This is a genomic window from Pseudomonas sp. 20-5 (assembly GCF_056782835.1).
The window spans coordinates 3,048,027-3,070,469 of sequence record NZ_CM165584.1; the positions used below are offsets into that span (position 1 = coordinate 3,048,027).

Below are 22,443 nucleotides of genomic sequence, written 5' to 3' on the forward strand. Positions count from 1 at the left end.
TCAGCAGCCCTCGGCGTCGACCAGGAAGGTCTCGAAACGCACGCTTTTCGCCCCCAGCCGCCAGACGCCCGCGCTCAGCGGGCCTTGCGCGTCCTCCCGGGCCTGCCAGGCGCGTTCGCAGTCCTCGCGTGAACGCCAGCAGGTGTAGTTCAGCACGTGCTGGCCGTCCTCGCTGGGGTGCAGGCTGGCGGACAGGTAGCCCGGGCAGTTCCTGAAGCAGCGTTCCAGGCGTTGCAGGTGCGCGTTCTGTTCCAGCGCCAGCGACAACTGGCTGGCGGGTTCCACCTCGATATCGATGAGTTGCGCGTAGCACGGCGACCGCTCGCTAGCGGCCGGGCACTGATCGTCGGTGCAGCAGTAGGAGGAGGGGATGAGCATGGCGGGTTACTCCGGGTGACTTGTGTCGAGGGCCGGCCCAGGGTAAAACCTCAAGCAAACTTGAGGTCAAGCCAATCATGAAGAATTCCTGCGCATCTCGTGAACTGAGCGTCGGCGAACTGGCCAGGCGTGCCGGCGTGGCGGTCTCCGCCCTGCATTTCTACGAAACCAAGGGGCTGATCAGCAGCCAGCGCAACGCCGGCAACCAGCGGCGCTTCAGTCGCGAGACGCTACGCCGGGTGGTGGTGATCAAGGTCGCCCAGCGGGTCGGCATTCCCCTCGCGGAGATCGCTCGCGCCCTGCAGACCCTGCCGGCCGGGCGCAGCCCTAGCGCGGCGGACTGGGCGCGCCTGTCGGCGCAGTGGAAGGAGGATCTCACCGAGCGCATCGACAAGCTGCTGCTGTTGCGCGACCAACTGGACGGCTGCATCGGTTGCGGCTGCCTGTCGCTCCAGGCCTGCCCGTTGCGCAACCCCGGCGACCAGCTTTCCGCCGAGGGGCCGGGAGCGCACTGGCTGGACGCCGAGGGCCGCGAGCACGACGGCTAGGCAGCGGTCAGCCGTGGTGCTGGCGGTCGGCGACGGCCGGGCTGTCCTGCAGGTTGTCCGGCGGGATCGCCAGGGCGCGTAGCGATCCGGCCATGATGTCGCTGAAGGTGGGCGCCGAGACCAGGCCGCCGAAGTAGCCGATCCTGGTCGGCGAATCGATCATCACCGCCAGCACCAGTTGCGGGTCGGACGCCGGCGCCATGCCGACGAACAGCGAACGGTAGGACTTGTCCGCGTAGCCCCGGCCCGAGGCCTTGCGCGCGGTGCCGCTCTTGCCCGCCACGTGGTAGCCCGGCACGCGGGCGCGGACCACGCCCTTCGGGTCTTCCACCACGGTTTGCAGCATCGCCCGGATGCGCCGTGCGATCTGCGGGTCCATCGCCTGGCGCACCTGGTTCTGCGGGTTGTCGCGGAGCAGGCTGAGCGGCACCAGCTTGCCGTCGTTGGCGAACACCGAGTAGGCCTGGGCCAGCTCGGCGGTGTTCACCGCCAGGCTGTAGCCGAACGACATGCTGGCGGTGGCGATGTTCGACCATTTCTTGTGGAACGGCAGGTAGCCCGGGTTCTCGCCGGGGAAGCCCAGCGACAGCGGCGCGCCGAAACCGACCCGGCCGAGCTGTTCGAGGATCGGCTTGGGTCCGATCTGCAGGGCGACCTTGCTCATGCCGATGTTCGAGGAGTTGATCAGCACTCCGGTCATGGTCAGTACGTCGCGCCGGGCGACGTCGTGGATGGTGTGCCCGTCGATGGTCATCCAGCCCGGTGCCACGCTGACTTGACTGTTCTCGTCGAACTTGCCGGAGGCCAGCGCCGCCGACATGCTGAACGGCTTGATCACCGAGCCCGGCTCGAAGGTATCGGTGAGGGTGCGGTTGCGCATGAAGGCCGGGGCGAAGCTGGCGCGGTTGTTCGGGTTGTAGGAGGGGAAGTTGGCCATCGCCAGGATCTGCCCGCTCTTCGGGTTCACCAGGACCGCCGAGCCGGAGTGCGCGCCGAACTTGAGCACGGCCTTTTCCAGCGCCTTGTAGGCGATGAACTGTAGTCGCAGGTCGATGCTGAGGGCCACGTCCTGGCTGGCCTTGGGCGTCTTCAGCACCTTGATGCTGTTGACCAGCGAGCCGCGCGGGTTGATCGCCACCTCGCGTACCCCGTCCTTGCCGCTCAGCCAGTCGTTGAAGCCCAGTTCGGTGCCTTCCTGGCCGCGGCCGTCGATGTTGACCAGGCCGATCAACTGCGCGGTCAGCTCGGAACTGGGGTAGAAACGCTTGTATTCCTTGATCTGGTGTACCCCCGTTATGCCCAGGGCCATCACCTCGCTGGCCTCGATCGGCGACAGGCCGCGCTCGAGGTAGAGAAAGCGCTTGTTCGGGTTGGCCTGGAGCTGGGCCAGCAGCGCCGCCGCGGGGCGGTGCAGGGCGCCGGCCAGGCGCGGCACCTCGTCGAGGTGGGCGGCCATTTCCCTGGGGTTGCACCAGATCGACGCGACTTCGGTGGATACCGCCAGCGGCTCGCCGTTGCGGTCGGTGATCATGCCGCGGGTGACCGGGATCGGCAGGTCGCGGATCGAGCGAAGGTCGCCCTGGTCGGCGAGGAATTCGTGGTCGTGGACCTGGAGATAGACCAACCGTCCGGAGACGGCCAGGGAGGCGAGGACGAACAGGGTGACGACAAGGATGAAGCGGTAGTTTCGGCGTTGACTGCTCATGCAAGGGCACACTGGGGAAGAGGGAGAGCGGAAGCCCGTCCGGGGCAGTGCTGAAACATCCTGTTGCAGTTGGCAACTGTACCGTCACCCGCCACCCGCCGGTCAAGCCCTTTGCCGCCGTCTAGAGCACCAGGCGCATCGCGCAGCGGCTGTCGGCGGCGAAGCCGATTTCCTGCTCGTGGCCGAGGATCGCGCGCAAGCGCTCGCCGGCTTCCTGCCAGGTCAGCCGCTGGAAGCCCAGGCGTGCGTAGAACGGCGCGTTCCAGGGCACGTCGCAGAAGGTCGTCAGGGTCAGCGCCCGGCAGTGGCTGGCGTGGGCGTAGGTCACCGCGCGCTCCAGCAGGCGGCGGCCCAGGCCCTGTTGCTGGTGGGCCTGGGCGATGGACAACTCGGCGATGTGCAACTCGTCGGCGCAGCGTTCGGCGGCGAGGAAACCGACCGGCTGGCCATCGGCGTCTTCCGCCAGCCAGTGGCTGCCGCGCTCGATCAGGCGGCGATGGAAGTCCACCCCGGCGACCCCGGCGTCGGCGATCCAGGCCAGCTCGGGCAGCAGGCGGAAGCTTTCCCCGGCTGAGCGCTCGATGGCCGGGAGCAGCGCGGCGTCCTCGTCGCGGCTGGTTCTGATGCGGTAGTCCATTGGCTTTTCACTCCATGAGCAGGCCGTCGAGCAGCACGTCCAGGGCCTGGCAGGCCCTGGCCAGGCTCTCCGGCGGGTGTTCGGCGTTGGCGATACGCAGGGCGGCGTCCACCAGCGCGCCGTTGAGCAGCCAGGCCAGGGCCTCGGCGTCGGTGCGGCGGACCCGCCCGCTGTCCATCAGTTCGCGCAGTTGCCCGGTCATCGAGCTTAGGCAGCGCAGTTGGCTGGCCTCGCTGCTGGGGCTGCCGAGGATGGCCGGGGCATCGCGCAGGACGATGCGCTGGATTTCCGCTTCCAGGGCCATTTCCAGGTAGGCCCGGTTGTAGGCACGGAAGCCGCTCCAGAGGTCCTCGCCGGCAGCCAGGATGGCGCCGAGGCGAAGATTCATCTCGTCGTCGATCTGCTGCACCACCGCGGCCAGCAGGCCTTTCTTGTCGCCGAAGTGGTGATACAGCGCGCCGCGGGTGAGGCCGGCGCTGGCGGTCAGTTCGTCCATCGAGGCGCCGGCGTAGCCGTTGTCGGCGAACGCTCGGCGCGCGGCGTCGATCAGCTTGGCGCGGGTTTCCTCGATCATCTCGGCGCGAGGCTTGCGGGCCATGCGAGGTCTCCGGGTGGCAAAGGGGCTTCAGGATAATTGACATACGCTGCGTATGTCTCCATGATTTTTGACATACGCAGCGTATGTTAATTTCGTCTTCTCCCATCGTCGCCGGTTCCGCTGGAGCCGGCCAGCCGAGGCTTTCCATGAGCAACCCCTATCTCGAACTGTTCGCCGCGCCCGGCGCCAAGGGCTTTTCAGCCGCCGGCCTGCTGGCGCGGATGCCCCTGTCGATGACCGGCCTGGGCATCGTCACCATGCTTTCCCAGGTGCATGCCGACTACTGGCTGGCCGGTACCGTGGCGGCCACCTTCGTGTTCTGCAATGCCTTGCTCGCGCCGCAGGTATCGCGCCTGGTGGACCGCTTCGGCCAGGGCCGGGTGCTGCTCCCGGCCGCGCTGGCCAGCGCCCTGGCGATGAGCGCGCTGTTGCTGTGTACGCACTATCGAGCGCCGAATGCCTGGCTCTACCTGTTCGCCTTGCTCGCCGGGGCGATGCCGAGCATGCCGGCCATGGTACGGGCGCGCTGGACCGAGCTGTACCGGGGCTCGCCGAAGCTGCACACGGCGTTTTCCTTCGAATCGGTGATGGACGAGGTGTGCTACATCATCGGGCCGGTGCTGGCGGTGAGCCTCAGCGTCGGCTGGTTCGCCGAGGCGGGGCCGCTGCTGGCGACGCTGTTCCTGGTCGCCGGGGTGAGCCTGTTCAGCCTGCAACGCGGCACCGAACCGCCGCTGCATGCCCATCCGCGGCGCCGCGCCGGCAGCGCGCTGGCCTATCCGGCGGTACGCGTGCTGGCGCTGGTGCTGGCCGCCATCGGGGTGATCTTCGGCGCGGTGGAAGTGGTCAGCGTGGCCTTCGCCGAGGCGCACGGCAACAAGGCTGCGGCAAGCCTGGTGTTGTCGGTCTATGCCGTCGGCTCATGTCTCGCGGGATTGCTGTTCGGGCTGCTGCGCTGGCGCCTGGCGCTTTCCCGGCAACTGCTCTGCATGGTTACGCTGATGGCCCTGAGCCTGATGCCGCTGCTAGGGGTGGAGAGCATCCTTGCGCTTGCCCTGACCGTGCTGGTGGCCGGCTTCAGCGTGGCGCCGACGATGATCCTGGCCATGGGCCTGGTCGAGCGCGCGGTGGACCCGGCGCGCCTCACCGAAGGCCTGACCTGGGCCATCACCGGGCTGGGCATCGGCATGGCCTTGGGCTCGGCGCTGGCCGGTTGGGTGGTGGAGGGCTACGGCGCCGCCAGCGGTTTCCTCGTCGCGGTCGGCGCCGGCTGGCTGGCCTGGCTGCTGGCCCTGGCCTGCTTCCGGGTGCTGGCTCAGGACGAGGCCGGAGACTGCGCGGTGTCCGGCTGAGCCGGGAAGGCGTATTCGCGTTCGACCCGGGCGATCCGCGCGCTGAAACCGGCGTACCAGTCGCGCCGGCCGCGCGCCTGGGCGTCGCGGTGCTCCGCGTGGCGGCTCCAGGCACGGATCGCCGCCTCGTTGTCCCAGTAGGAGACGGTGATGCCGAAACCGTCGGCGCCGCGGACCGACTCCACGCCGAGATAGCCCGGCTGGCGGCTGGCCAGTTCCAGCATGCGCTCGGCCGCTTCGGCGTAGCCGTCGTCGACGGCGCTGCGATGGGAGCTGAAGATCACTGCGTAATAAGGTGTCGGGCCGCGCCGGGGGTGGTCGCGGCGCTGCGTCCGGCACGCCTCGACGAATGCCTTCGGCAGTGGCGGCAGGACGCCGGCCAGGGCTGCCCGCTCGGGTTGGAACAGGGTGGCGACGAAGAACGGATGCTGTTCCAGCTCCACCGCGCGGATCGCTCCGTCGGCGCTCCAGGCGCTGGCCCGCAGTGCGCCGCCGGTAAGTTCCGCGGCGAAGCGCGGGGCGATTGCGTAGCGGCAATGGTAGTCCGCCTCGATCCAGTCGGCGGCATACGCCAGGGCCAGGCGCGAGCCGCGCAGCAGGCGGACTTCCTCGCGGGCTTCGAGCAGAGCGCAGGGCAGGGCGGCGATCACCGCCTGGTCGCTGTGCGGATGCTCCTCACCATGGGTCGCCGCCTGCCAGCCGAGGGCGTTGCGGGCGAACTCGAGGATCGTGTGCTGGAAGCCGGCGCAGGTACCGAGGAACGGCCGGCGCCGGCCCCGGGCATGGGCGATCAGGCGCAGCACCGCGTCGGCGTCGCGATAGGGGCTGCCCGGCACGCACCAGAACCCGTCATAGCGCTCCAGCGCCGGCTCGGCGGGCAGGCGGTCGCTGGCCAGCCAGTCGAATGCGATCTCCAGGCCGAGTGCCTCGCCGGCCAGGCGCAGGGCCAGGGGAATCGCCCGGTGGGCGGTGATGTGCGGGTCGTGGTCGCCGACCAGGGCAATGCGCAGCGGCGCCGCGGGAGGGGTGGACATCCGTTTTCGCTCCAGTTTCGCCACGCCGGTTGGCGGGCCCTGGCGCTCACTCTATAGTTGCGTTTCCGCACTCGATATCGGCGCCAATGCAAAAGATGAATGCACCGCTGCAATATCGCCTGGACCATGCCGATCTTGCCCTGGTCCTCGCCCTGGTTCGCGGCGGCAGCCTGGCGCGGGCCGCAGAGTTGCTCAGGGTCGATGTGTCGACGGTCTTCCGGGCCATCCGCCGGCTGGAGAAGAACCTCGGCAAGGCATTGTTCGACAAAAGCCGCAGCGGCTACCTGGCGAACCAGACCGCCCGCCGTCTGGCGCAGCAGGCGGAACTGGCGGAGCAGGCGCTGGAGGCGGCGCGCATCGGCCTCGAACTGGAGCGCGAGGTGCTCAGCGGTACCGTGCGCATGACCTGCTCCGACGCCGTCCTGCATGGCCTGCTGCTGCCGGCGCTGGCGCGCTTCATGCCTGGCTATCCGGCCCTGCAACTGGAGCTGGCGACCTCCAACGACTTTGCCAACCTCAGCCGGCGCGACGCCGACATCGCCCTGCGCATGACCCGCACGCCGCCGGAACACCTGGTCGGGCGCAACCTCGGCGAGGTGCGCTACGTGCTCTGCGCCAGCGAACGCTACCTGGAGGGCCGCGACGCGACGGAGCCCGCCATGCTGCACTGGATCGCCCCGGACGATTTTCTTCCCGACCACCCGAGCGTGGTCTGGCGTCGTCGACACTATCCTGGGGTGCTGCCGGCCTACCGCTGCAACGGCGTGCTGGCGGTCGCCGAGATGGCCCGCGCCGGCCTCGGCCTGGCGGCGATCCCTGCCTACCTGCTACGCGACGGCGACGGCCTGCGGGTACTGGACGCCGACCTCGAGGGCTGCGCCAGCGCCCTGTGGCTGCTGACCCGTCCGGACTGCCGGGCGTTGCGCTCGGTGGTCGCATTGTTCGACGAGCTGGGGCGGCATGTGCGATTGGGAGATGAGTGAAGGGGTGCCCGTGCCTGGTATGGCAACCCTTTCCCGCGAGCGGGAGAGGGGCTGGAATGGCAGGCCTGGCGCTCAGCCGCGATCCGCCGCGGCCGATCCCGGCGGCGGAATGTCGCCCACCGCCGCCGCGCCGGTGTCCTTGCGCAGGCGCCTGACCTCGTCGACGCTGACGCTTGGCGCCTGGTTGCCCCAGCTGGTGCGGATGAAGTTGACCACGTCGGCGATCTCCTGGTCGTTCATCCGCCAGCCGAACGGCGGCATGGTGAAGCTCGACGGTGCCTGGTGGGTGGCCGGCAGGGTGCCGCCCTTGAGCACGATGTGCACCAGGGAGGTCGGGTCGCTGCCGGTCACTACCGGGTTGCCGGCCAGGGCCGGGAAGACCCGCGCATAGCCCTTGCCGTCGGTGCGGTGGCAGGCCCCGCAGTTGTCGACGTAGAGCGCCGCGCCGGTCTTGCTGTCGTCGCCGTGGAACAGTGCCTGGGCTACGCTCTCGTCGTAGACGTGCGGCTGGTCGGCGGGGTCCGCCGGCGGCAGCGACTTGAGGTAGCGGGCGATGGCGGTGAGGTCGGCGTCGGTCATGTACTGCATGCTGTGCACCACCACGTCGGACATGCCGCCGAACACCGCGCTGCGCTCGCTGCGGCCGGTACGCAGGAAGCTGACCAGGTCGGCTTCGCTCCAGCTGCCCAGTCCGGTCCGGTGGTCGCCGCGCAGGCTCTTGGCGATCCAGTTCTCCAGCGGCGCGCTGCCGGACAGGTAGGCCGCGCCATCGCTCGCCGCCAGGGCCTTCTCCTGCATGCCCAGCCCACGCGGGGTATGGCAGGCGCCACAGTGGCCAAGGCCTTCGACCAGGTAGGCGCCGCGCGCCAGCACCGGGTCCTGCCCGGCGGCGGCCTGGAAGTCCTTCACCTCGGGAGCGAAGGTCCAGCGCCAGAATGCCAGCGGCCAGCGCATCGACAGCGGCCAGGGGATGTCGCTGGCCTTGTTGGGCTGCTCCACCGGCTCCACGCCATGCATGAAGTAGGCGTAGAGGGCGCGCATGTCCGCTTCGCTGACTCGCGCGTAGGACGGGTAGGGCATCGCCGGGTAGAGCGTGTCGCCGGACCTGGCCACGCCGTGGCGCACGGCACGGTCGAAGTCCTCGAAGCTGTAGTCGCCGATGCCGGTCTTGCGGTCCGGGGTGATGTTGGTCGAGTACACCGCGCCGATCGGCGTTTCCATCGGCAGGCCCCCGGCGAACGGCTTGCCGTCCCTGGCGGTGTGGCAGGCCACGCAATCGCCGGCGCGGGCCAGGTATTCACCCTGCCTGACCAGGGCCGGGTCCGGCGCTGCGGCGGCCTGGGCGATGCCGCAGGCGAGGGCGGAGAGGGCGAGGAAGGCTGTCGGTTTCATCGTTGCGCTCCTCATGCCTGCACCAGCGGACCGGGGTTCTTCAGGTATTGCTCGCGGATCGCCTTGGCCGACCAGTAGGCCAGCGCCGCCACCAGCCCAGTGGGGTTGTAGCCGGTGCCCTGGGGGAAGGCCGAGGCGCCCATGACGAAGACGTTGTGCACGTCCCAGCTCTGCAGGTAGCGGTTGAGCACACTGGTCTTCGGATCGCTGCCCATGATCGCCCCGCCGAGCAGGTGGGTGGTCTGGTAGACCCGTGTATTGAAGTGGTCGCCGAAGTTCTTGACGCTCACCGAGATGGCCTTCGGGTTCATCGCTTCGGCGATCTTGCGCATGTGCTCGGTGACGTAGCGGCTCATGCGGATCTCGTTGTCCTTCCAGTCGAAGGTCATGCGCAGCAGTGGCTGGCCGTAGGCGTCCTTGTAGGTCGGGTCGAGGTCGAGGTAGTTGTCGCGGTAGGTCATGTTGCTGCCGTGGGCGTCCATCGACACGGTGTGCGTGTAGGCGTCCTTGACCGCCTGTTTCCAGCCGCTGCCCCAGCTCGGCGTGCCGGGCGGCACGGCGAGGCCGCCGATCGGCTTGGAGCCGGCCTGGTTGACCCACATCGGCGAGCCGCCGACGAAGCCCAGCGGTCCGTGGTCGAAGTTGTCGGCGTTGAAGTCGTCCACCGCCACGCCGCCACCGCCGGTGCCGACGAAGGGGTTGGTATGCACGTCCTTGTCGAAGAACGCCTTGATGGTGGCCATGTTCTGGTAGGCGAAGTTCTTTCCCACCACGCCCTCGCCGGTGCGCGGGTCGTAGGGCTTGCCGATGCCGGAGAGCAGCAGCAGGCGCACGTTGTGGAACTGGAAGGCGCTGATGATCACCAGCTTCGCCGGCTGCACGATCTCGCGCCCCTGGGCGTCGACGTAGGTCACGCCGGTGGCCTGCCTGCCGTCGCTGTCGAGGTTGACCTTGAGCACGTTGCAGTTGGCGCGCAGTTCGAACAGCGGGGTCTGGCGCAGCGCCGGCAGGATGTTCAGGTTCGGCGAGGCCTTGGAATACATGTAGCAGGCGTAGCCGCTGCAGAAGCCGCAGAAGTTGCACGGCCCCATCTGCACCCCGTAGGGGTTGGTCCAGGGCCCCGAAGCGTTGGCCGCCGGCAGGTCGTAGGGGTGCAGGCCGAGTTCCTCGGCGGCCTTGCGGAACAGTTGCGCGGAGTACACCTGGCGCAGCGCCGGCAGCGGGAAGTCGTCCGAGCGGTCGGCGGCGAACGGATTGCCCTTGCCGACCACCTGGCCCTTGACCGTATGCGCGGTGCCGGAGGTGCCGAAGACCTTCTCGGCGAAATCGAAGTGCGGCTCCAGCTCTTCGTAGCTGACCCCGTAGTCCTGGATGGTCATGCCTTCGGGGATGAATTTCTTGCCGTAGCGTTCCTCGTAATGGCTGCGCAGGCGCAGTTCCTCGGGCATGATCCGGAAATGCACGCCGGACCAGTGCAGGCCGGCGCCACCGACGCCGTCGCCGGGAAGGAAGGCGGAGAGCTGACGGTAGGGCAGCGCGGTGTCGTTGATCCCGTGGCGGATGCTCACGGTGCTCTTGGAGAGATTCTGGAACAGCTTGCCGCGTGTGTTGTAGGTCAGCTCGTCGAGGGTGTTCGGGTAGGCGCCGTCGGGATAGGTATCGCGGTTCTCGCCGCGCTCCAGCGCCACCACGTTGAGCCCGGCCTCGGTCAGCTCCTTGGCCAGGATCGCTCCGGTCCAGCCGAAGCCGACCACCACCGCGTCCACCGGTTTGAGTGTCGTCGCCATGTTCAACCCCTCTCGCCGGAAATCGCCACCGGCGGGAAGGGATACTTCTCGCCGCGGTCGGCCCAGTCCATGAAGTCGGCGCGGGCGCCGGGGAAACCGACCAGCTTCCAGCCCACCAGGCCGCGATTGCCGCCGTGCTGCGGATCGGAGAAGAAGCCTTCGTGGGTGTTTTGCAGCAACTGGCCGAAGAGCAGCTTGGCCGGCAGGTCCTGCAGGTCGATCTGGCCGGCTTCCAGGCGTTGCAGGATGTCGTCCTGCGCCGACGGCTCCAGCTCGGCGAACGGCTTGCCCTGGTTGGCCTTGCTCCAGCGTCCCAGGGCGGCGATGCCGACCCGGTAGATGTCGCGTGGCACCAGCTTCAACTGATGGCCGAACTCCGGCGCGGCGTCGGTGACGAACGGCCCCTGCATGTACCAGAGTGCGCCGTGCCCGTAGGGGGTTTCCATCTGTCGGTCGATGAACTCCGGCACCCCGGCCTCGATGGCGCCGGGGCCGTTGTCGTCGCTGGGGATCAGTCGCGCCACCGCGGCGTTGACGAAAGCCCATTCGGTGTTGGTGAAGAAGCGAGGCTGGTAGCGTTCGCGGGGTTTGTCCTGCTCGGCGGCGGGCGTCTGCATGGCATGGCCGACGCCATAGCCGGCCAGGGTCACCGCCGGGATCACGGTCAGGGTCTTGCGCAGGAAGTCGCGGCGGCCGTTGACGGCCTTGTCATCGGGCATGGTGGGGTCCTCTTTGGATCATCACGGTTTCGTCTTTCTGATAATGATTAGCAGGCTAATTATAAGTTCATGTGTCACGTTGAAAAAACGTTTCAGCAAGGATTCAGGCAGGCCAATACCGGCAAGTGAAGCAGAACGGCGCGCCGGGCGTCGGCCCGGCGCGGCCTTCAGGCGCCTCGCCGTCGCGCCCAGGCCGAAGGATTGACCAGGTTCAGCGGCCGCTCGCCGGCGAGGGCGGCCAGCAGGTTGTCTACCGCGCAGCGGGCCATGGCTTCGCGGGTTTCCTCGGTGGCCGAGCCGATGTGCGGAGTGGCCACCACGTTCGGCAGGCGCAGCAGCGGCGAGTCGGGAGACAGCGGCTCGCGCTCGAACACGTCGAGGCCGGCGGCGCGGATCCGCCGCTGGGCCAGGGCCTCGATCAGGGCCGCCTCGTCGACCACCCGGCCACGGGAGATGTTGATGAAGATCGCCTGCGGGCGCATCCGGGCGAACTGCTCGGCACCGATCAGGCCTTCGGTGGCGGCGGTCAGCGGCAGGGTCAGGCAGACGAAGTCGGATTCCTCGAGCAGCGCGTCGAGGGGGCGGTAGCTCGCTGCGTAGCGTTCTTCGACGTGGGGCTTCGGGCTATGGCTGTGGTACAGCACGCGCATGCCGAAGCCGTGGTGCCCGCGCCGGGCCAGGGCCTCGCCGATGCGGCCCATGCCGACGATACCGAGGGTCTTGCCATGCACGTCGGTACCGAACTGGGCGGCGCCGACGCTCTTCTTCCATTCCCCGGCGCGCACCCAGCCGGCCAGTTCCACTACCCGCCGGGCTGTCGCCAGGATCAGCGCGAAGCCGGTGTCGGCGGTGGTCTCGGTGAGCACGTCGGGGGTATTGCTGAGGAGGATGCCGCGGCGGTCGAGGTAGTCGATGTCATAGTTGTCGACGCCCACCGAGACGCTGGCGATGGCTTCCAGTCGCGGTGCCAGGTCGAGCAGTCCGGCGTCCAGGCGCAGGCTGGCGCCGAGCAGGCCGTGGGCCTCGGGCAGGGCGTCGCGCAGGCGGGCCAGGCCGTCGCGGCCGGGCTCCTCGACCAGGAGCACCTCGACCCGTTCGCGCAGGCGTTCCGTCAGGGGCGCGGAGAGACGTTTGTAGAGAACCACTTTCTTCATCGGATGCTCCGGAGTCGGTCAGGGGTGGGCCGGCGCCGCCCGCCGCGAGGCGTGCGCGCGAGCGGCATCGGGCTCGCGCTTGTCGGCGTGCGGGTTGAGGAACACGGTGAGCAGCACCGACAGCAGCAGCGCTCCGCTCATGAACAGATAGGAAGCCCCGGGCCCGCCGGTGATGCCGTTCAGGTAGCCGACCAGCCAGGAGCCGGAGAACGAGCCCAGCGCGCCCATGCTGTTGATCAGCGCCATGGCGCCGCCGGCGACGTTGGCCGGGAGGACTTCCGGGACGATGGCGAAGAACGGTCCGTAGGGCGCGTACATGCAGGCCCCGGCCAGCACCAGCAGGGCGTAGGACAGCCAGAAGTGCTCGCTGCCGAGGGCGTAGGAACCGTAGAAGGCGATGGACGCGATGAGCAGCGGCGGCCAGACGAAACGCTTGCGTTTCTGCAACCGGTCCGAGGCCCAGGACACCCCGAGCATGGCGATCACCGCCGCCAGGTAGGGCAGCGCCGACAGCCAGCCGGCTTCTATGATGTCGATGTTGGCGCCGTGCTTGAGGATCGACGGCAGCCAGAGGACGAAGCCATAGACGCCGATGCTCCAACAGAAGTACTGCAGCGAGAGGACGATGACCTTTGGCGAACGGAACGCCTCGCGGTAGTTCTTCACTGGCTTGATGCCCTGCTGCTCGGCGGCCAGGGCGTCTTCCAGGTCGCGTTTTTCCGAGCCGCTCAGCCAGGCGGCCTGGCGCGGGCGGTCATCCACCAGGCGCCACCAGATGAAGGCCCAGATCACCGCCGGCAGGCCTTCGATGATGAACATCCAGCGCCAGCTGAAATGCTCCACCAGGTAGCCGGAGACCACCGACATCCAGAGGATGGTCACCGGGTTGCCGAGGATCAGGAAGGTGTTCGCCCGCGAGCGCTCGGCGCGGGTGAACCAGTGGCAGAGGTAGACCAGCATCGCTGGCATCACCGCCGCCTCGACCACGCCGAGGAGGAAGCGGATGCCGATCAGCAGATAGACGTTGGCGACCATCCCGGTCAGGGTGGCCAGTCCGCCCCAGAGGATCAGGCTGACGAAGATCAGCTTCTTGACGCTGCGCTTTTCCGCGTAGATCGCCCCCGGCACCTGGAAGAAGAAGTAACCGAGGAAGAACAGCGCGCCCAGCAGCGAGGACAGCCCGGGAGTGATCCGCAGGTCGTCGGCCATCCCGGAGGCGGCGGCGAAGCCGTAGTTGGCGCGGTCCAGGTAGGCCAGGCTGTAGGTGACGAAAACGATCGGCATGATGTACCACCAGCGGCTGCTGGCGAGGCGAGGCATGGTCATGGTCGGGTATCTCCTGAGCTTGTCTTGTTCTTGTCGCAACAGGTGCCGCGTGGGCGGCGGGTTCAGGCGCTCCTGCGGCGCTCGCGGTCGAGCAGTTGGCTGCGTTTCGGCAGCCCCTCCATGTCGCCGCGGACCTGTACCGCGCGGCTGCCGATCCAGTTGCCGCGCGCCACCGCGTCGGGCAGCGGCAGGCCTTCCAGCAGCGCGCTGACCACCCCGACCGCGAAGCCGTCGCCGGCGCCCACGGTGTCCACCACGGTCGCCACCGGCACGCCGGGGACCAGCCCTTCGCCGTGGGCATCGCGATAGTAGGCGCCGCTCGGGCCGAGCTTGATCGCCACCGCGTCGACGCCCATGTCCAGGTAGAACGCGGCGATATCCGCGGGTTCCTGCCAGCCGCTGAGCAGGCGGCCTTCCTCCAGGCCCGGCAGGACCCAGTGGGCATGCGCGGCGAGGGCGTTGATCTCGGCGATCATGCGGCGCTCGCTGGGCCACAGCGAGGGCCGCAGGTTGGGATCGAAGGACAGGCTGGCGCCCCTGCCGCGCATGCGCCGCATCAGTTCGTGGGACAGCTCGCAGGCACTCGCCGAGAGTGCCGGCGGAATGCCGGTGGCGTGCAGGTGGCGGGCGCCGAGCATTTCTTCGCGGATATGGGCGAGGCCCAGCCGGCTGGCCGCCGAGCCGCGGCGGAAGTACTCGACCCGCGGGTCGGCACCATCGACCTCGCGGGACTTCATCTGGAACCCGGTGGGCGCTTGCGCGTCGACCTCGACGAAGCGGCAGTCGAGGCCCTCGCGGGTCAGGCTGTCGAGTACGAAGCGGCCGAGCGAGTCGTCGCCGACCCGGCTCAGCCAGGCCACCGTGAAGCCGAGGCGGGCGAGGCCGATGGCGACGTTGCTGTCGGCGCCGGCGATGCGCTTGCCGAACTGCTCGACCCGGTCCAGTTCGCCGGGCTGTTCGGCGACGAACATGGCCATGGTCTCGCCGAAGCAGAGGATCTCGAAGTCAGCCATGCTGGCGTTCCTCCTGGGGCTGGCCGAGGCGGGCGAGGGCGGCGATGTGCCGGCGGCTGAGACTGAGCAGGTCGTCGCCCTGCAGCGGGTATTCGATGGCCCGCGCCACGCCTTCCGGGAAATGCTGCAGCAGGCGCTGCCAGTACTGCAGGTCGGCGGCCGACGGCGGCACCGCGACCAGCTTGCCGTCGCGGTTGCGGATCACCGCCTTGCAGTGCACGTAGCCGACATAGCGGCCAAGGCGCAGGGCGGCTTCGTCGGCCGCCTGCTCCTGCCAGCGCCAGTTGCCGATGTCGAAGGTCATCGCCAGGTCCAGCTGCTGGCGTTCGGCGAGGCGGAAGAAGCGTTCCAGCACCTCGATCCGGCCGCCCTGGGGCGTCTGGTCGTTCTCCACCAGCAGTTGCAAGCCGTGGCGCGCCAGGCGCCGGCCGAGGGCGGCGAGATCGGGCTGTTCCGGCAGAAGGCCGAGCGAGACCTTGAGCCATCCGGCTCCGCAAGCTTCGGCGCGGCGCAGGGTCGGTTCCAGCTCGGGGTTCAACTGGCCGTCTTCGCGCCACAGCTCGAGGGGTGAGGAGAACACGCACTCCAGCCCCTGCAACTGGATGGCGGCGGTCAGCGCCTCGGTATCCGGCGGGCCGGCGAAGAGTTCCTCGCGCAGTTCCACGCGCTGCGCGCCGGCCATCGCCAGCAAGGGCAGGAAGCTGGCCTGGCCGCGACTGCGAACGAGGTCCGCGCCATAGCTGGAAAGACTGATGGAGACGGGGTGAAGGGACATTGGCGATCCTCTGAAACCGGTTTCATTTCAAGCCGTGCGAAAGCCGCCGGCAACGCGCCGGCGGCGGGCCGCTAGCCGCGTGGATGGGTCGAGCCGCGAACGATCAGTTGCGCCGGGAAGGTCACCCGGCGCGCCGGCTCGCGGTCGCCTTCGAGTCGCGCCAGGAGGCGCTCGAAGGCGGTGCGGCCGATTTCGTCGGTGGGTTGGGCGAGGGCGGTGATGCCGCTGCCCACCAGTGGGTACCAGTCGAGTTCGTCCAGGGCCAGCAGGCCGACCTCATCGAACAGCCGGCAGCCGAGGTCGCGCAGTTGGCGGGTGGCGCAGAGGGTGGCGACGCCGTTGCAGGTGAACAGCGCCTTCGGCCCGGGGCCGCTGGCCGAAAGGAAGGCGCGCAGGCCGTCGCGGAAGAAGTCGTCGGTTTGCAGGACCTGGCCCTTGAGCGCCGGTCGCCGGCCGATGGAGGCATTGAAGGCCTGGACCCGCTCGATCCGCGAGCTGGTGCCGTCGAGCGGTTCGGTGACCAGCAGGATGTCGCGGAAGCCGCGGTGCTGCAGGTGGTCGAGGGCCTGTTCGACGGCGTCGGCGTTGTCCAGGCCGACCAGGTCGGTATCCAGCTCGGCCAACTGGCGGTCCACCAGCACCATCGGCAGTTCGCGGTGCAGGGCGCGCAATTCGCCGGGATGGTGGCCGAGGGTGTTCACGATCAGTCCTTCGACGTTGTAGGACTGCAGGGCGGCCAGGTGATGACGCTCCTGCTCGTCGTCGCGGTCGGTATTGCACACCACCAGGCTGTAGCCGTGTTCGCGGCAGGCGGTTTCCACGCCATGCATGACGGCCACGGAGTAGGGGTTGAGGATGTCCGCCACCAGCATTCCGATCAGCCGTGTGCGCCCGCGCTTGAGGCCTCGGGCCATCTGGTTGGGGCGGTAGTCGAGCTGGTCGATGGCGCGCTCGATGCGCCGGGCGGTGGCATCGGCGAGCAACTGGCGGTCGCCGCCGATATAGCGCGACACGCTAGCCTTGGAGACGCCGGCGGCCTCGGCCACCTGGTTGATGGTGACGCGGCCACGGCTGGGCAGTACTGAACCATTCACGGACCTGGTACCTCTTGGTGCTGTTCTTATTGGTGTGTCCGGCTGGTCTTCGCCAGCGGATGCCAGGAGTTGAAACCGGTTTCAGAAAATACCAGAAGGCCGATGCCCGTCAACGGGAAAAAAACGCCTACCGGGGCCGAGCCAGGCATGAGGCCAGGACGTTGTTCATGAAAACCGAATAATCGTTTCGAATGATGGTTTGCAATTATTAATGTCGAATGGAATGAATGTGCCATATCTCCATAAATAAAAAGGAAGTTTGTCCAATACTTGAGAAACTACTTTAAGAAGGTTTTGTCGGTAGAAAGCGATCAATCAGGCGAGCTTCGCTGACATGAAAAGCACCCGGCCGACCGTCTGAAGCAGTTCTCATTTATCGGAAAACGAAGGTGGCGCGCTGAAACTTATGCGCGCCTGGCGGTCTTTATCGACGACCTGACCGCCCGGTCGCGTCATCACGCTCACCGATCGTTGCGGGTCCTGTCGAATGCCGCCGTTCCGTCGCAGCAGGATTTTTCGACAAGACCCGTCCGGACCCACTTCCCGGCTAAGGAATGACAGGATGAGCGCCGCCCTGGAGCGATTGAATCATCTGAACCTGAATCACTTGTATGCCTTCGTCGCCGTCGCCGAACACAACAGCTTCACCGCCGCGGCGGAGGCCCTGGGCTTGTCGAAATCGCTACTCAGCGAGCAGTTGCGACGCCTGGAGGCCGACCTCGGGATCCAGTTGCTGACCCGTACCACCCGTCGCATGACCCTTACCGATCGCGGCGAACTGCTGTTCGGCGTGGCCCAGCGCATGCTCGGCGAGCTGGACGGCGCGCTCTCCGATGTGCGCGACCTGCAGGGCGAGCCCAGTGGCCGGTTGCGCATCACCGCGCCGCAGGACTTCGTCAAATGGCACATCAGCAGCGTTTCCGCGGCGTTCATCCGGCAGTTTCCCAAGGTCCAGGTGGAAATGCTGGCCGATGACCAGTTCAGCGATCTGGTCGGCCAGCGCATCGATCTCGCGGTACGTATCGGCTGGCCGCGCGACTCCGGCCTGCATGCCAGCAAGCTGTGCGACTTCCAGCAGGTTGCCGTGGCGACGCCGGGATACCTCGCCGGCCTGCCGCCGGTGCTCCAGCCGCACGACCTGGCGCGTTGCGAATGGATCGGCCATACCCGCCTGAGCACGCCCTGGACCTGGACCTTCGAACGCCAGCGCGAGCGTGCCACGGTACAGACCCGAGGGCGCCTGCTGGCGAACAACACCCTGGCGGTGTACCGCCTGGTGCTCGACGGTGCCGGCGTCAGCGTGCTGCCAAGCTTCCTGGTAGCCCGCGAGATCGCCCGCGGACGGCTGGTCCGGCTGCTGCCCGGTTGGCGCCTGCCGCAGGGCGGCATCTATGCCCTGTACCCCTCGGCGCGCTACATGCCGGTGCGGGTCAGGGCGTTCATCGAGTCGCTGCGCGAGCATCTCGGTCGCGAGCCGTTCCGCCTGGCGCAGAGCGAATGAGGCCGGGCATCCGTGCTGGGGGGGCTGTAGGGCGAATAACGCCACAGGCGTTATCCGCCGCCGACGTCACGGATAGGCGGCGGATAACCGCGAGCGGTTATTCGCCCTAATCGGGCTTCGGCAGCATCTCGGTCGCAAGCCATTCCAACTGGCGTAGGGCGAATAACGCCACAGGCGTTATCCGCCGCCGACGTCATGGATAGGCGGCGGATAACCGCGAGCGGTTATTCGCCCTACGGCCCCAGGCTGCCCAGGTAGCCGGCGAGCGCCTGGATGTCGCTATCCTCCAGGCCGCCGGCGACCGCGCGCATGGTCGCGCTGTTGCCGCGCTTGCCGTCGCGGAAGCCGTGCAACTGGGTTGCCAGGTATTCCGCCCATTGCCCGGCCAGGCGCGGCGCCTTCAGCGCCGCCAGGCCCTGGGCGGCGGGCCCGTGGCAGGTGACGCAGGGCGGTACGCCGCGCTGCGCCAGGCCGTTCTCGAAGAGCTGGCGGCCGCGTTCGCGTTGCCTCGGGTCGGCCAGGGTCTGCTCGCCGGCACTCATGCGCTGGGCGGCGAACCAGGCGGAGACGTTGACCACGTCCGCCGCGCTCAGCTCCTCGCCGCGGCCGTTGGTGGCCGGGTTGCGCCGGCGCTGGGTCTTGAGGTCGTAGATCTGCTTGTACAGGTATTCCCGGTCGAGCCCGGCGAGCTTCGGGTAGCTGCGGTTCGGCCGCGGCCCGCCGTTGCCGTTGTCGTCGTGGCAGCGCGAGCACATTTTCTGCGCCATCGCCTTGCCGCGCGCCAGGTCGGCGGGCGCGTCCGGGCCCGGCACGGCGGCGGCCAGCGGCAGGGAAAGCAGGGCCGAGAGGCAGCCGGCCAGCCAGCGTTTGCGCTCAGTCATGCTGCCAGGGCCCCCGCAGCCAGCCGTGGATGTCGTAGTCGGCCATGCAGCGCTGGACCATCGCCTCGCAGTAGGCCAGGTGCCCGCGACGGCTGGCCCAGGCCAGCGAGTCGAGGCGGATCTGCTCGGCATTGCCGGAATAATGGCTCTCATAGACCGCGTGGCGCGCGCCGAACTCGCTGCCGGTGGCGTCCCAGATCAGCTTGAACAGCTTCAGGCGCTGCTCCGGCTCCAGCTCGGCACCGCGGTAGTAGCTGTCCACCAGCCGCCGCGCCTCGCCGTCGCGCAGGTCGGCGGCGCCCGAGACGGTGACCAGCGGGGCGCCGCCGAGGGCGCTTTCCAGCAGCTCGCGGACCCGCTTCCAGATCTGCGGCACCTGGATGCGCAGGGCATTGGCGTACTCCAGGCGCGGCACCGCCGACCCGGCGGCGTTGCGCTCCGGGTCGCGGGCCATGGCGGTGGTCAGCGCCTGCAGCAGGTGCTGCAGGGCGATCAGCTCGCCGAGGGCAGCCTGTATCCCGCGGAAGCCCTGGGTGCCATTGGCGCGCACGCCGAGGGAAAGCAGGCCGATCATCAGCTCCAGCTTCACCCCGAGGCGGATGCCGGACTGGAAGTTGTACAGGTTGGCGAAGCCCGACTCGGCATAGAAGCCGGTGGCGCGGCGCAGGTCGCGGTAGACCAGGACGTCCTCCCAGGGAATCAGCGCCTTGTCGAACAGCAGCACGCTGTCGTTCTCGTCGAAGCGGCTGGACAGCGGATAGTCGAAGGGACTGCTCGCGCGCTCCTCGTAGGATGGCCGGCACATCAGGCGCAGGCCGGGGTTGTCCATGCGGGCGAAGAACACCAGGGCGAAGTCCTCGGCCTTGCCGGCTTCCATCTGCGCCGAGGCGACCGGGGCGACGAAGGTGGCGTTGGTGATGGCGCTGCCGGTGGCGAGCATCTTCGCCCCGCTGACGACGATACCCTGGTCGGTCTCGCGTTCGACGTGGACGAACACGTCGCGCATCTCGTGGATCGCCTTGCTGCGGTCCAGCGGCGGATTGATGATCGCGTGGTTGAGGAACAGCCCGCGGTCGGCGAAGGCGCGGTGCCAGGCGCAGGCGTTCTGCCGGTAGTCGCCGTAGAAGCCGGCGCCGGCCTCCAGCCCGGACATGAACGCCGCCTTGTAGTCCGGGGTACGCCCCATGAAGCCGTAGGTCATGCGCGACCAGCAGCCGATCGCCTCGCGCGCGCCGAGCAGGTCCTCGGCGTTCTGCGCGGGGGTGAAGAAGCGGTGGCTGCGGCGGCCCTGGGCATCGACCCGGGTGAGGACGTCGCGCTGCTCGCCGTGGAGGCCGTCGTAGAGCCCGGCGATGCTGCGGCAGGCGTTGCGGAACGCCCTGTGCCGGGTGACGTCGGCGACCCGTTCGCCGTTGAGGTAGACCTGGCGACCGTCGCGCAGGCTGTCGAGATAGTCGGCGCCGGTCATCAGCGCGTTGGGGACGGAATGGCTCATGCTGGTTCCTTGTCGGGACGCCGGCCGTGGCGCGCACGGCCGGCGGGGCGGTCAGTCGCGCTGCAGGTGCGGGTTGCGCAGCGCCGGCTCGGCGTGGATATGCACCCGCCGCAGTTGGCGCGGCGCGCGGTGGGCGAAGGCCTCGCGACCGTGCAACAGGGTCAGGTTGTCGGCGATCACCAGGTCGTCGCTGCGCCAGCGGTGGGCGTAGTGCGCCTGTGGGTGGTACAGGCAGCGGCGCAGGCTGGCGAGCAGTTCGCCGCGCTGTTCCGGGGCGATGCCGTCGTAGTGGAACTCGGAGGGGTTGATGAAGCTGGCGTCGCCCTCGACCGGCGGTTCGCAGAAACGCAGGATGGGGAATTCGCGGCGCGGGTGGCGCTCGACTATCGGCGCCGCCGAGCGGCTGCTGTAGTGCGCCGCGCTGCGCTGGTACCGGCCGCTGGCGTGGCGCCAGAGTTCCAGCTCGCTACTGTCGGCCAGTTGCAGCGCCGCCGGGGTCGAGCTGAAGGTGGTGCGGCCGCCGTCGCTGTCGCCGGGCGCGTCGACACAGTGGAACACCTGGAATTCCGGGACCGTCTCCAGGTACATGCCGTCCCAGTGCAGCGGCACGTAGTTGTTGGCGAAGATGTGGTCCTCGGCGCCTTCCTGTTCCACCAGCTCGAGCACCGCGCCGAACGGCCACAGCATGACTTCGCCGAAGTCGTGGCAGTAGCGGGTCAGGCTCTCGGCGTCGGCGAAGGCGGCGAAGCCGCGCAGGAGCAGCAGGTGGTGGCTGCGAGCCAGGCCCTTGAGCCACTGCGCCGGCAGCTCGCCGACGTGCATGCCGGGGCGGCCGGGCTCCAGCAGCAGGCCGAAGCGCGGCTGGTTGCCCTGTTCGTCGCGCAGCGGCGAGAGACGTACCGGTTGATCGCTGAGATAGGCGTTCATCGTCTGGCTCCTCGGGCTCAGGCCACGGCGGCGCGCCGGGCGGCCCTGGCCGGCAGGCGGTAGTGACTGGGCTGGCCGTTGATCTGCACCAGCTCGCCGCCGAGTTCCAGCACCTCGCTGCGCTTCATCAGCACGAAGCGGTCCTCGGTGTTCACCGCCACGCCGTGCCAGGGCGTCAGCCAGTCGTCGCGGGTCGGCATCATGTGGATGCCGAACTTCAGACTGTCCGCCGGCTGCGGATGGATGGACAGGCGGATCGCGCGGGGGAACTGGTCGGCCAGCAGCGCGCCCCAGGCCCAGCTGCGCTGGATCACCCCGTAGGCGCGCTCCTTGGCGTCGCGTTGCAGGGCAGTCTTCGAGCCCTGGTAGTCGGGGGTCAGGCCGTCCTCGTAGAGGAAACGGGTGATGGCGCGGTACAGCAGCAGGCCTTCTTCGCTGGCCAGCAGGGTCTCGCGGATGCTTTCCAGCGGCTCGGCGTAGCCGTCGATCAGCAACTGGCGGAGCTGCTCGTGGTTGTCGCGCTGGGCCTCGAAGGCGCGTACGTCCTCTAGGTTGAACACGCCGATATGGGTGGCGCCGATCTCCTCGATCATCAGGCGCAAGGCATCCTGGTAGGCGCTGATGTGCGCATCGCCGATCCTCACCAGGTCGCCGAACACCCGGCCATCGGAGCAGACGGTGATCTTCGCGCCCGGTGCATAGAACAGCTGGATGCGCTGGCACAGGTGGTTGAGGAACGACAGCGACAGGCGCTCGGCCATGTCCGGACGGCTGTCGAGGACCTTGCCGGGGTTCGGCGACTTGGCCGGAAACGCCGGCAGGACGAATTCGATGGGCTCGCCGGCTTCGATGAAGGCGGCGATGCGCGGCAACTGGACCTGTTCGATGCGGCGGATCTCGTCCGCTTCGCTGGCGCTCTGGCGATGCTCGGGGTAACGGCGGCGATAGAGCAACAGTTCTTTCAATACGCGTGCGGGAAGGGTGTCTTCGGCGATGGCGTACATGCAGGTGTTTCCTCCTTGTGGGCGGATGCCGGCGGGGCCGGCAGCGGAAGGCGACATCCTGTGGACTCGCCGCCGGGGGATAAACCGGGGAAGGCCGGAAACACTGTTCGCTGAAGCTTGACGATGGGCGCCGGGCACGG

The 22,443-nt window shown here is 68.4% G+C and carries 21 protein-coding genes; 4 read left to right on the forward strand and 17 right to left on the reverse strand.

The window, feature by feature from the left end:
* Complete coding sequence (gene pumA / locus AC1RB9_RS14010; RefSeq protein ID WP_003089304.1) at positions 1-378, reverse strand: monooxygenase PumA; 378 nt, start codon at positions 376-378, stop codon at positions 1-3.
* A gap of 77 nt (positions 379-455) precedes the next feature.
* Between pumA and soxR the strand changes: the two genes are divergently transcribed.
* A complete protein-coding gene (soxR, locus tag AC1RB9_RS14015; protein ID WP_003089301.1) occupies positions 456-926 on the forward strand; it encodes a redox-sensitive transcriptional activator SoxR in 471 nt (156 codons plus the stop codon).
* 7 nt (positions 927-933) lie between these two features.
* Here the strand turns inward: soxR and AC1RB9_RS14020 are convergent, their stop codons facing one another.
* From AC1RB9_RS14020 to AC1RB9_RS14030, 3 genes are all read right to left on the reverse strand, one after another.
* Positions 934-2,631 (reverse strand): peptidoglycan D,D-transpeptidase FtsI family protein, encoded by a 1,698-nt coding sequence (locus tag AC1RB9_RS14020; protein ID WP_003450839.1) that lies wholly within the window; start codon positions 2,629-2,631, stop codon positions 934-936.
* A 121-nt stretch (positions 2,632-2,752) separates the two neighbouring features.
* Positions 2,753-3,268 (reverse strand): GNAT family N-acetyltransferase, encoded by a 516-nt coding sequence (locus AC1RB9_RS14025; protein ID WP_003089295.1) that lies wholly within the window; start codon positions 3,266-3,268, stop codon positions 2,753-2,755.
* A gap of 7 nt (positions 3,269-3,275) precedes the next feature.
* A complete protein-coding gene (locus tag AC1RB9_RS14030) occupies positions 3,276-3,866 on the reverse strand; it encodes a TetR/AcrR family transcriptional regulator (RefSeq protein WP_003113746.1) in 591 nt (196 codons plus the stop codon).
* Positions 3,867-4,012: 146 nt separating this feature from the next.
* Between AC1RB9_RS14030 and AC1RB9_RS14035 the strand changes: the two genes are divergently transcribed.
* Positions 4,013-5,218 carry an MFS transporter gene (locus tag AC1RB9_RS14035; protein WP_003117816.1) on the forward strand — a complete coding sequence of 402 codons (1,206 nt, stop codon included), beginning with the start codon at positions 4,013-4,015 and terminating at the stop codon, positions 5,216-5,218.
* On the opposite strand, the gene AC1RB9_RS14040 is transcribed toward AC1RB9_RS14035, so the two are convergent.
* A complete protein-coding gene (locus AC1RB9_RS14040; protein ID WP_003450838.1) occupies positions 5,182-6,252 on the reverse strand; it encodes a CTP synthase C-terminal region-related (seleno)protein in 1,071 nt (356 codons plus the stop codon). The genes AC1RB9_RS14035 and AC1RB9_RS14040 overlap by 37 nt on opposite strands.
* An 86-nt stretch (positions 6,253-6,338) precedes the next feature.
* Between AC1RB9_RS14040 and AC1RB9_RS14045 the strand changes: the two genes are divergently transcribed.
* A complete protein-coding gene (locus tag AC1RB9_RS14045) occupies positions 6,339-7,235 on the forward strand; it encodes a LysR family transcriptional regulator (protein WP_003117815.1) in 897 nt (298 codons plus the stop codon).
* Between the two features lie 72 nt (positions 7,236-7,307).
* Here the strand turns inward: AC1RB9_RS14045 and AC1RB9_RS14050 are convergent, their stop codons facing one another.
* From AC1RB9_RS14050 to ptxS, 8 genes are all read right to left on the reverse strand, one after another.
* Positions 7,308-8,627: a cytochrome c gene (locus AC1RB9_RS14050; RefSeq protein ID WP_003113742.1), complete on the reverse strand. Its 1,320-nt coding sequence runs from the start codon at positions 8,625-8,627 to the stop codon at positions 7,308-7,310.
* A gap of 11 nt (positions 8,628-8,638) precedes the next feature.
* The gene (locus AC1RB9_RS14055) at positions 8,639-10,414 is read right to left on the reverse strand and encodes a GMC family oxidoreductase (RefSeq protein WP_003110747.1); all 1,776 of its coding nucleotides are present in this window, start codon (positions 10,412-10,414) and stop codon (positions 8,639-8,641) included.
* A gap of 2 nt (positions 10,415-10,416) precedes the next feature.
* Positions 10,417-11,133, reverse strand: a complete 717-nt coding sequence (locus AC1RB9_RS14060; RefSeq protein ID WP_003450837.1) for a gluconate 2-dehydrogenase subunit 3 family protein — start codon at positions 11,131-11,133, stop codon at positions 10,417-10,419.
* Between the two features lie 167 nt (positions 11,134-11,300).
* Positions 11,301-12,287: a 2-hydroxyacid dehydrogenase gene (locus tag AC1RB9_RS14065; protein ID WP_003450836.1), complete on the reverse strand. Its 987-nt coding sequence runs from the start codon at positions 12,285-12,287 to the stop codon at positions 11,301-11,303.
* 18 nt (positions 12,288-12,305) lie between these two features.
* Positions 12,306-13,613: an MFS transporter gene (locus tag AC1RB9_RS14070; RefSeq protein WP_003113740.1), complete on the reverse strand. Its 1,308-nt coding sequence runs from the start codon at positions 13,611-13,613 to the stop codon at positions 12,306-12,308.
* Positions 13,614-13,675: 62 nt separating this feature from the next.
* Complete coding sequence (locus AC1RB9_RS14075) at positions 13,676-14,626, reverse strand: sugar kinase (protein WP_003450835.1); 951 nt, start codon at positions 14,624-14,626, stop codon at positions 13,676-13,678.
* Positions 14,619-15,401 (reverse strand): sugar phosphate isomerase/epimerase family protein, encoded by a 783-nt coding sequence (locus tag AC1RB9_RS14080; protein ID WP_003113739.1) that lies wholly within the window; start codon positions 15,399-15,401, stop codon positions 14,619-14,621. The genes AC1RB9_RS14075 and AC1RB9_RS14080 overlap by 8 nt, the downstream gene beginning before the upstream one ends.
* A 71-nt stretch (positions 15,402-15,472) precedes the next feature.
* The gene (ptxS, locus tag AC1RB9_RS14085; RefSeq protein WP_003113738.1) at positions 15,473-16,495 is read right to left on the reverse strand and encodes a transcriptional regulator PtxS; all 1,023 of its coding nucleotides are present in this window, start codon (positions 16,493-16,495) and stop codon (positions 15,473-15,475) included.
* A gap of 562 nt (positions 16,496-17,057) precedes the next feature.
* On the opposite strand from ptxS, the gene ptxR reads away from it, so the two are divergent.
* Positions 17,058-17,996 carry an HTH-type transcriptional regulator PtxR gene (ptxR, locus tag AC1RB9_RS14090; protein ID WP_003089264.1) on the forward strand — a complete coding sequence of 313 codons (939 nt, stop codon included), beginning with the start codon at positions 17,058-17,060 and terminating at the stop codon, positions 17,994-17,996.
* A 233-nt stretch (positions 17,997-18,229) separates the two neighbouring features.
* Here the strand turns inward: ptxR and pvcD are convergent, their stop codons facing one another.
* The 4 genes from pvcD to pvcA are packed head-to-tail and all read right to left on the reverse strand — an operon-like array spanning position 18,230 to position 22,303.
* Complete coding sequence (gene pvcD / locus AC1RB9_RS14095; RefSeq protein WP_003450834.1) at positions 18,230-18,877, reverse strand: paerucumarin biosynthesis heme-binding protein PvcD; 648 nt, start codon at positions 18,875-18,877, stop codon at positions 18,230-18,232.
* Positions 18,870-20,372 (reverse strand): paerucumarin biosynthesis protein PvcC, encoded by a 1,503-nt coding sequence (gene pvcC, locus AC1RB9_RS14100; protein WP_003122752.1) that lies wholly within the window; start codon positions 20,370-20,372, stop codon positions 18,870-18,872. Before pvcC ends, pvcD begins: the two co-directional genes overlap by 8 nt.
* 51 nt (positions 20,373-20,423) lie before the next feature.
* On the reverse strand, positions 20,424-21,299 hold the full coding sequence (gene pvcB, locus AC1RB9_RS14105; RefSeq protein WP_003450829.1) for a paerucumarin biosynthesis oxygenase PvcB: 876 nt from the start codon (positions 21,297-21,299) through the stop codon (positions 20,424-20,426).
* A 17-nt stretch (positions 21,300-21,316) separates the two neighbouring features.
* On the reverse strand, positions 21,317-22,303 hold the full coding sequence (pvcA, locus tag AC1RB9_RS14110) for a paerucumarin biosynthesis protein PvcA (protein ID WP_003089256.1): 987 nt from the start codon (positions 22,301-22,303) through the stop codon (positions 21,317-21,319).
* Between the last annotated feature and the right edge of the window lie 140 nt (positions 22,304-22,443).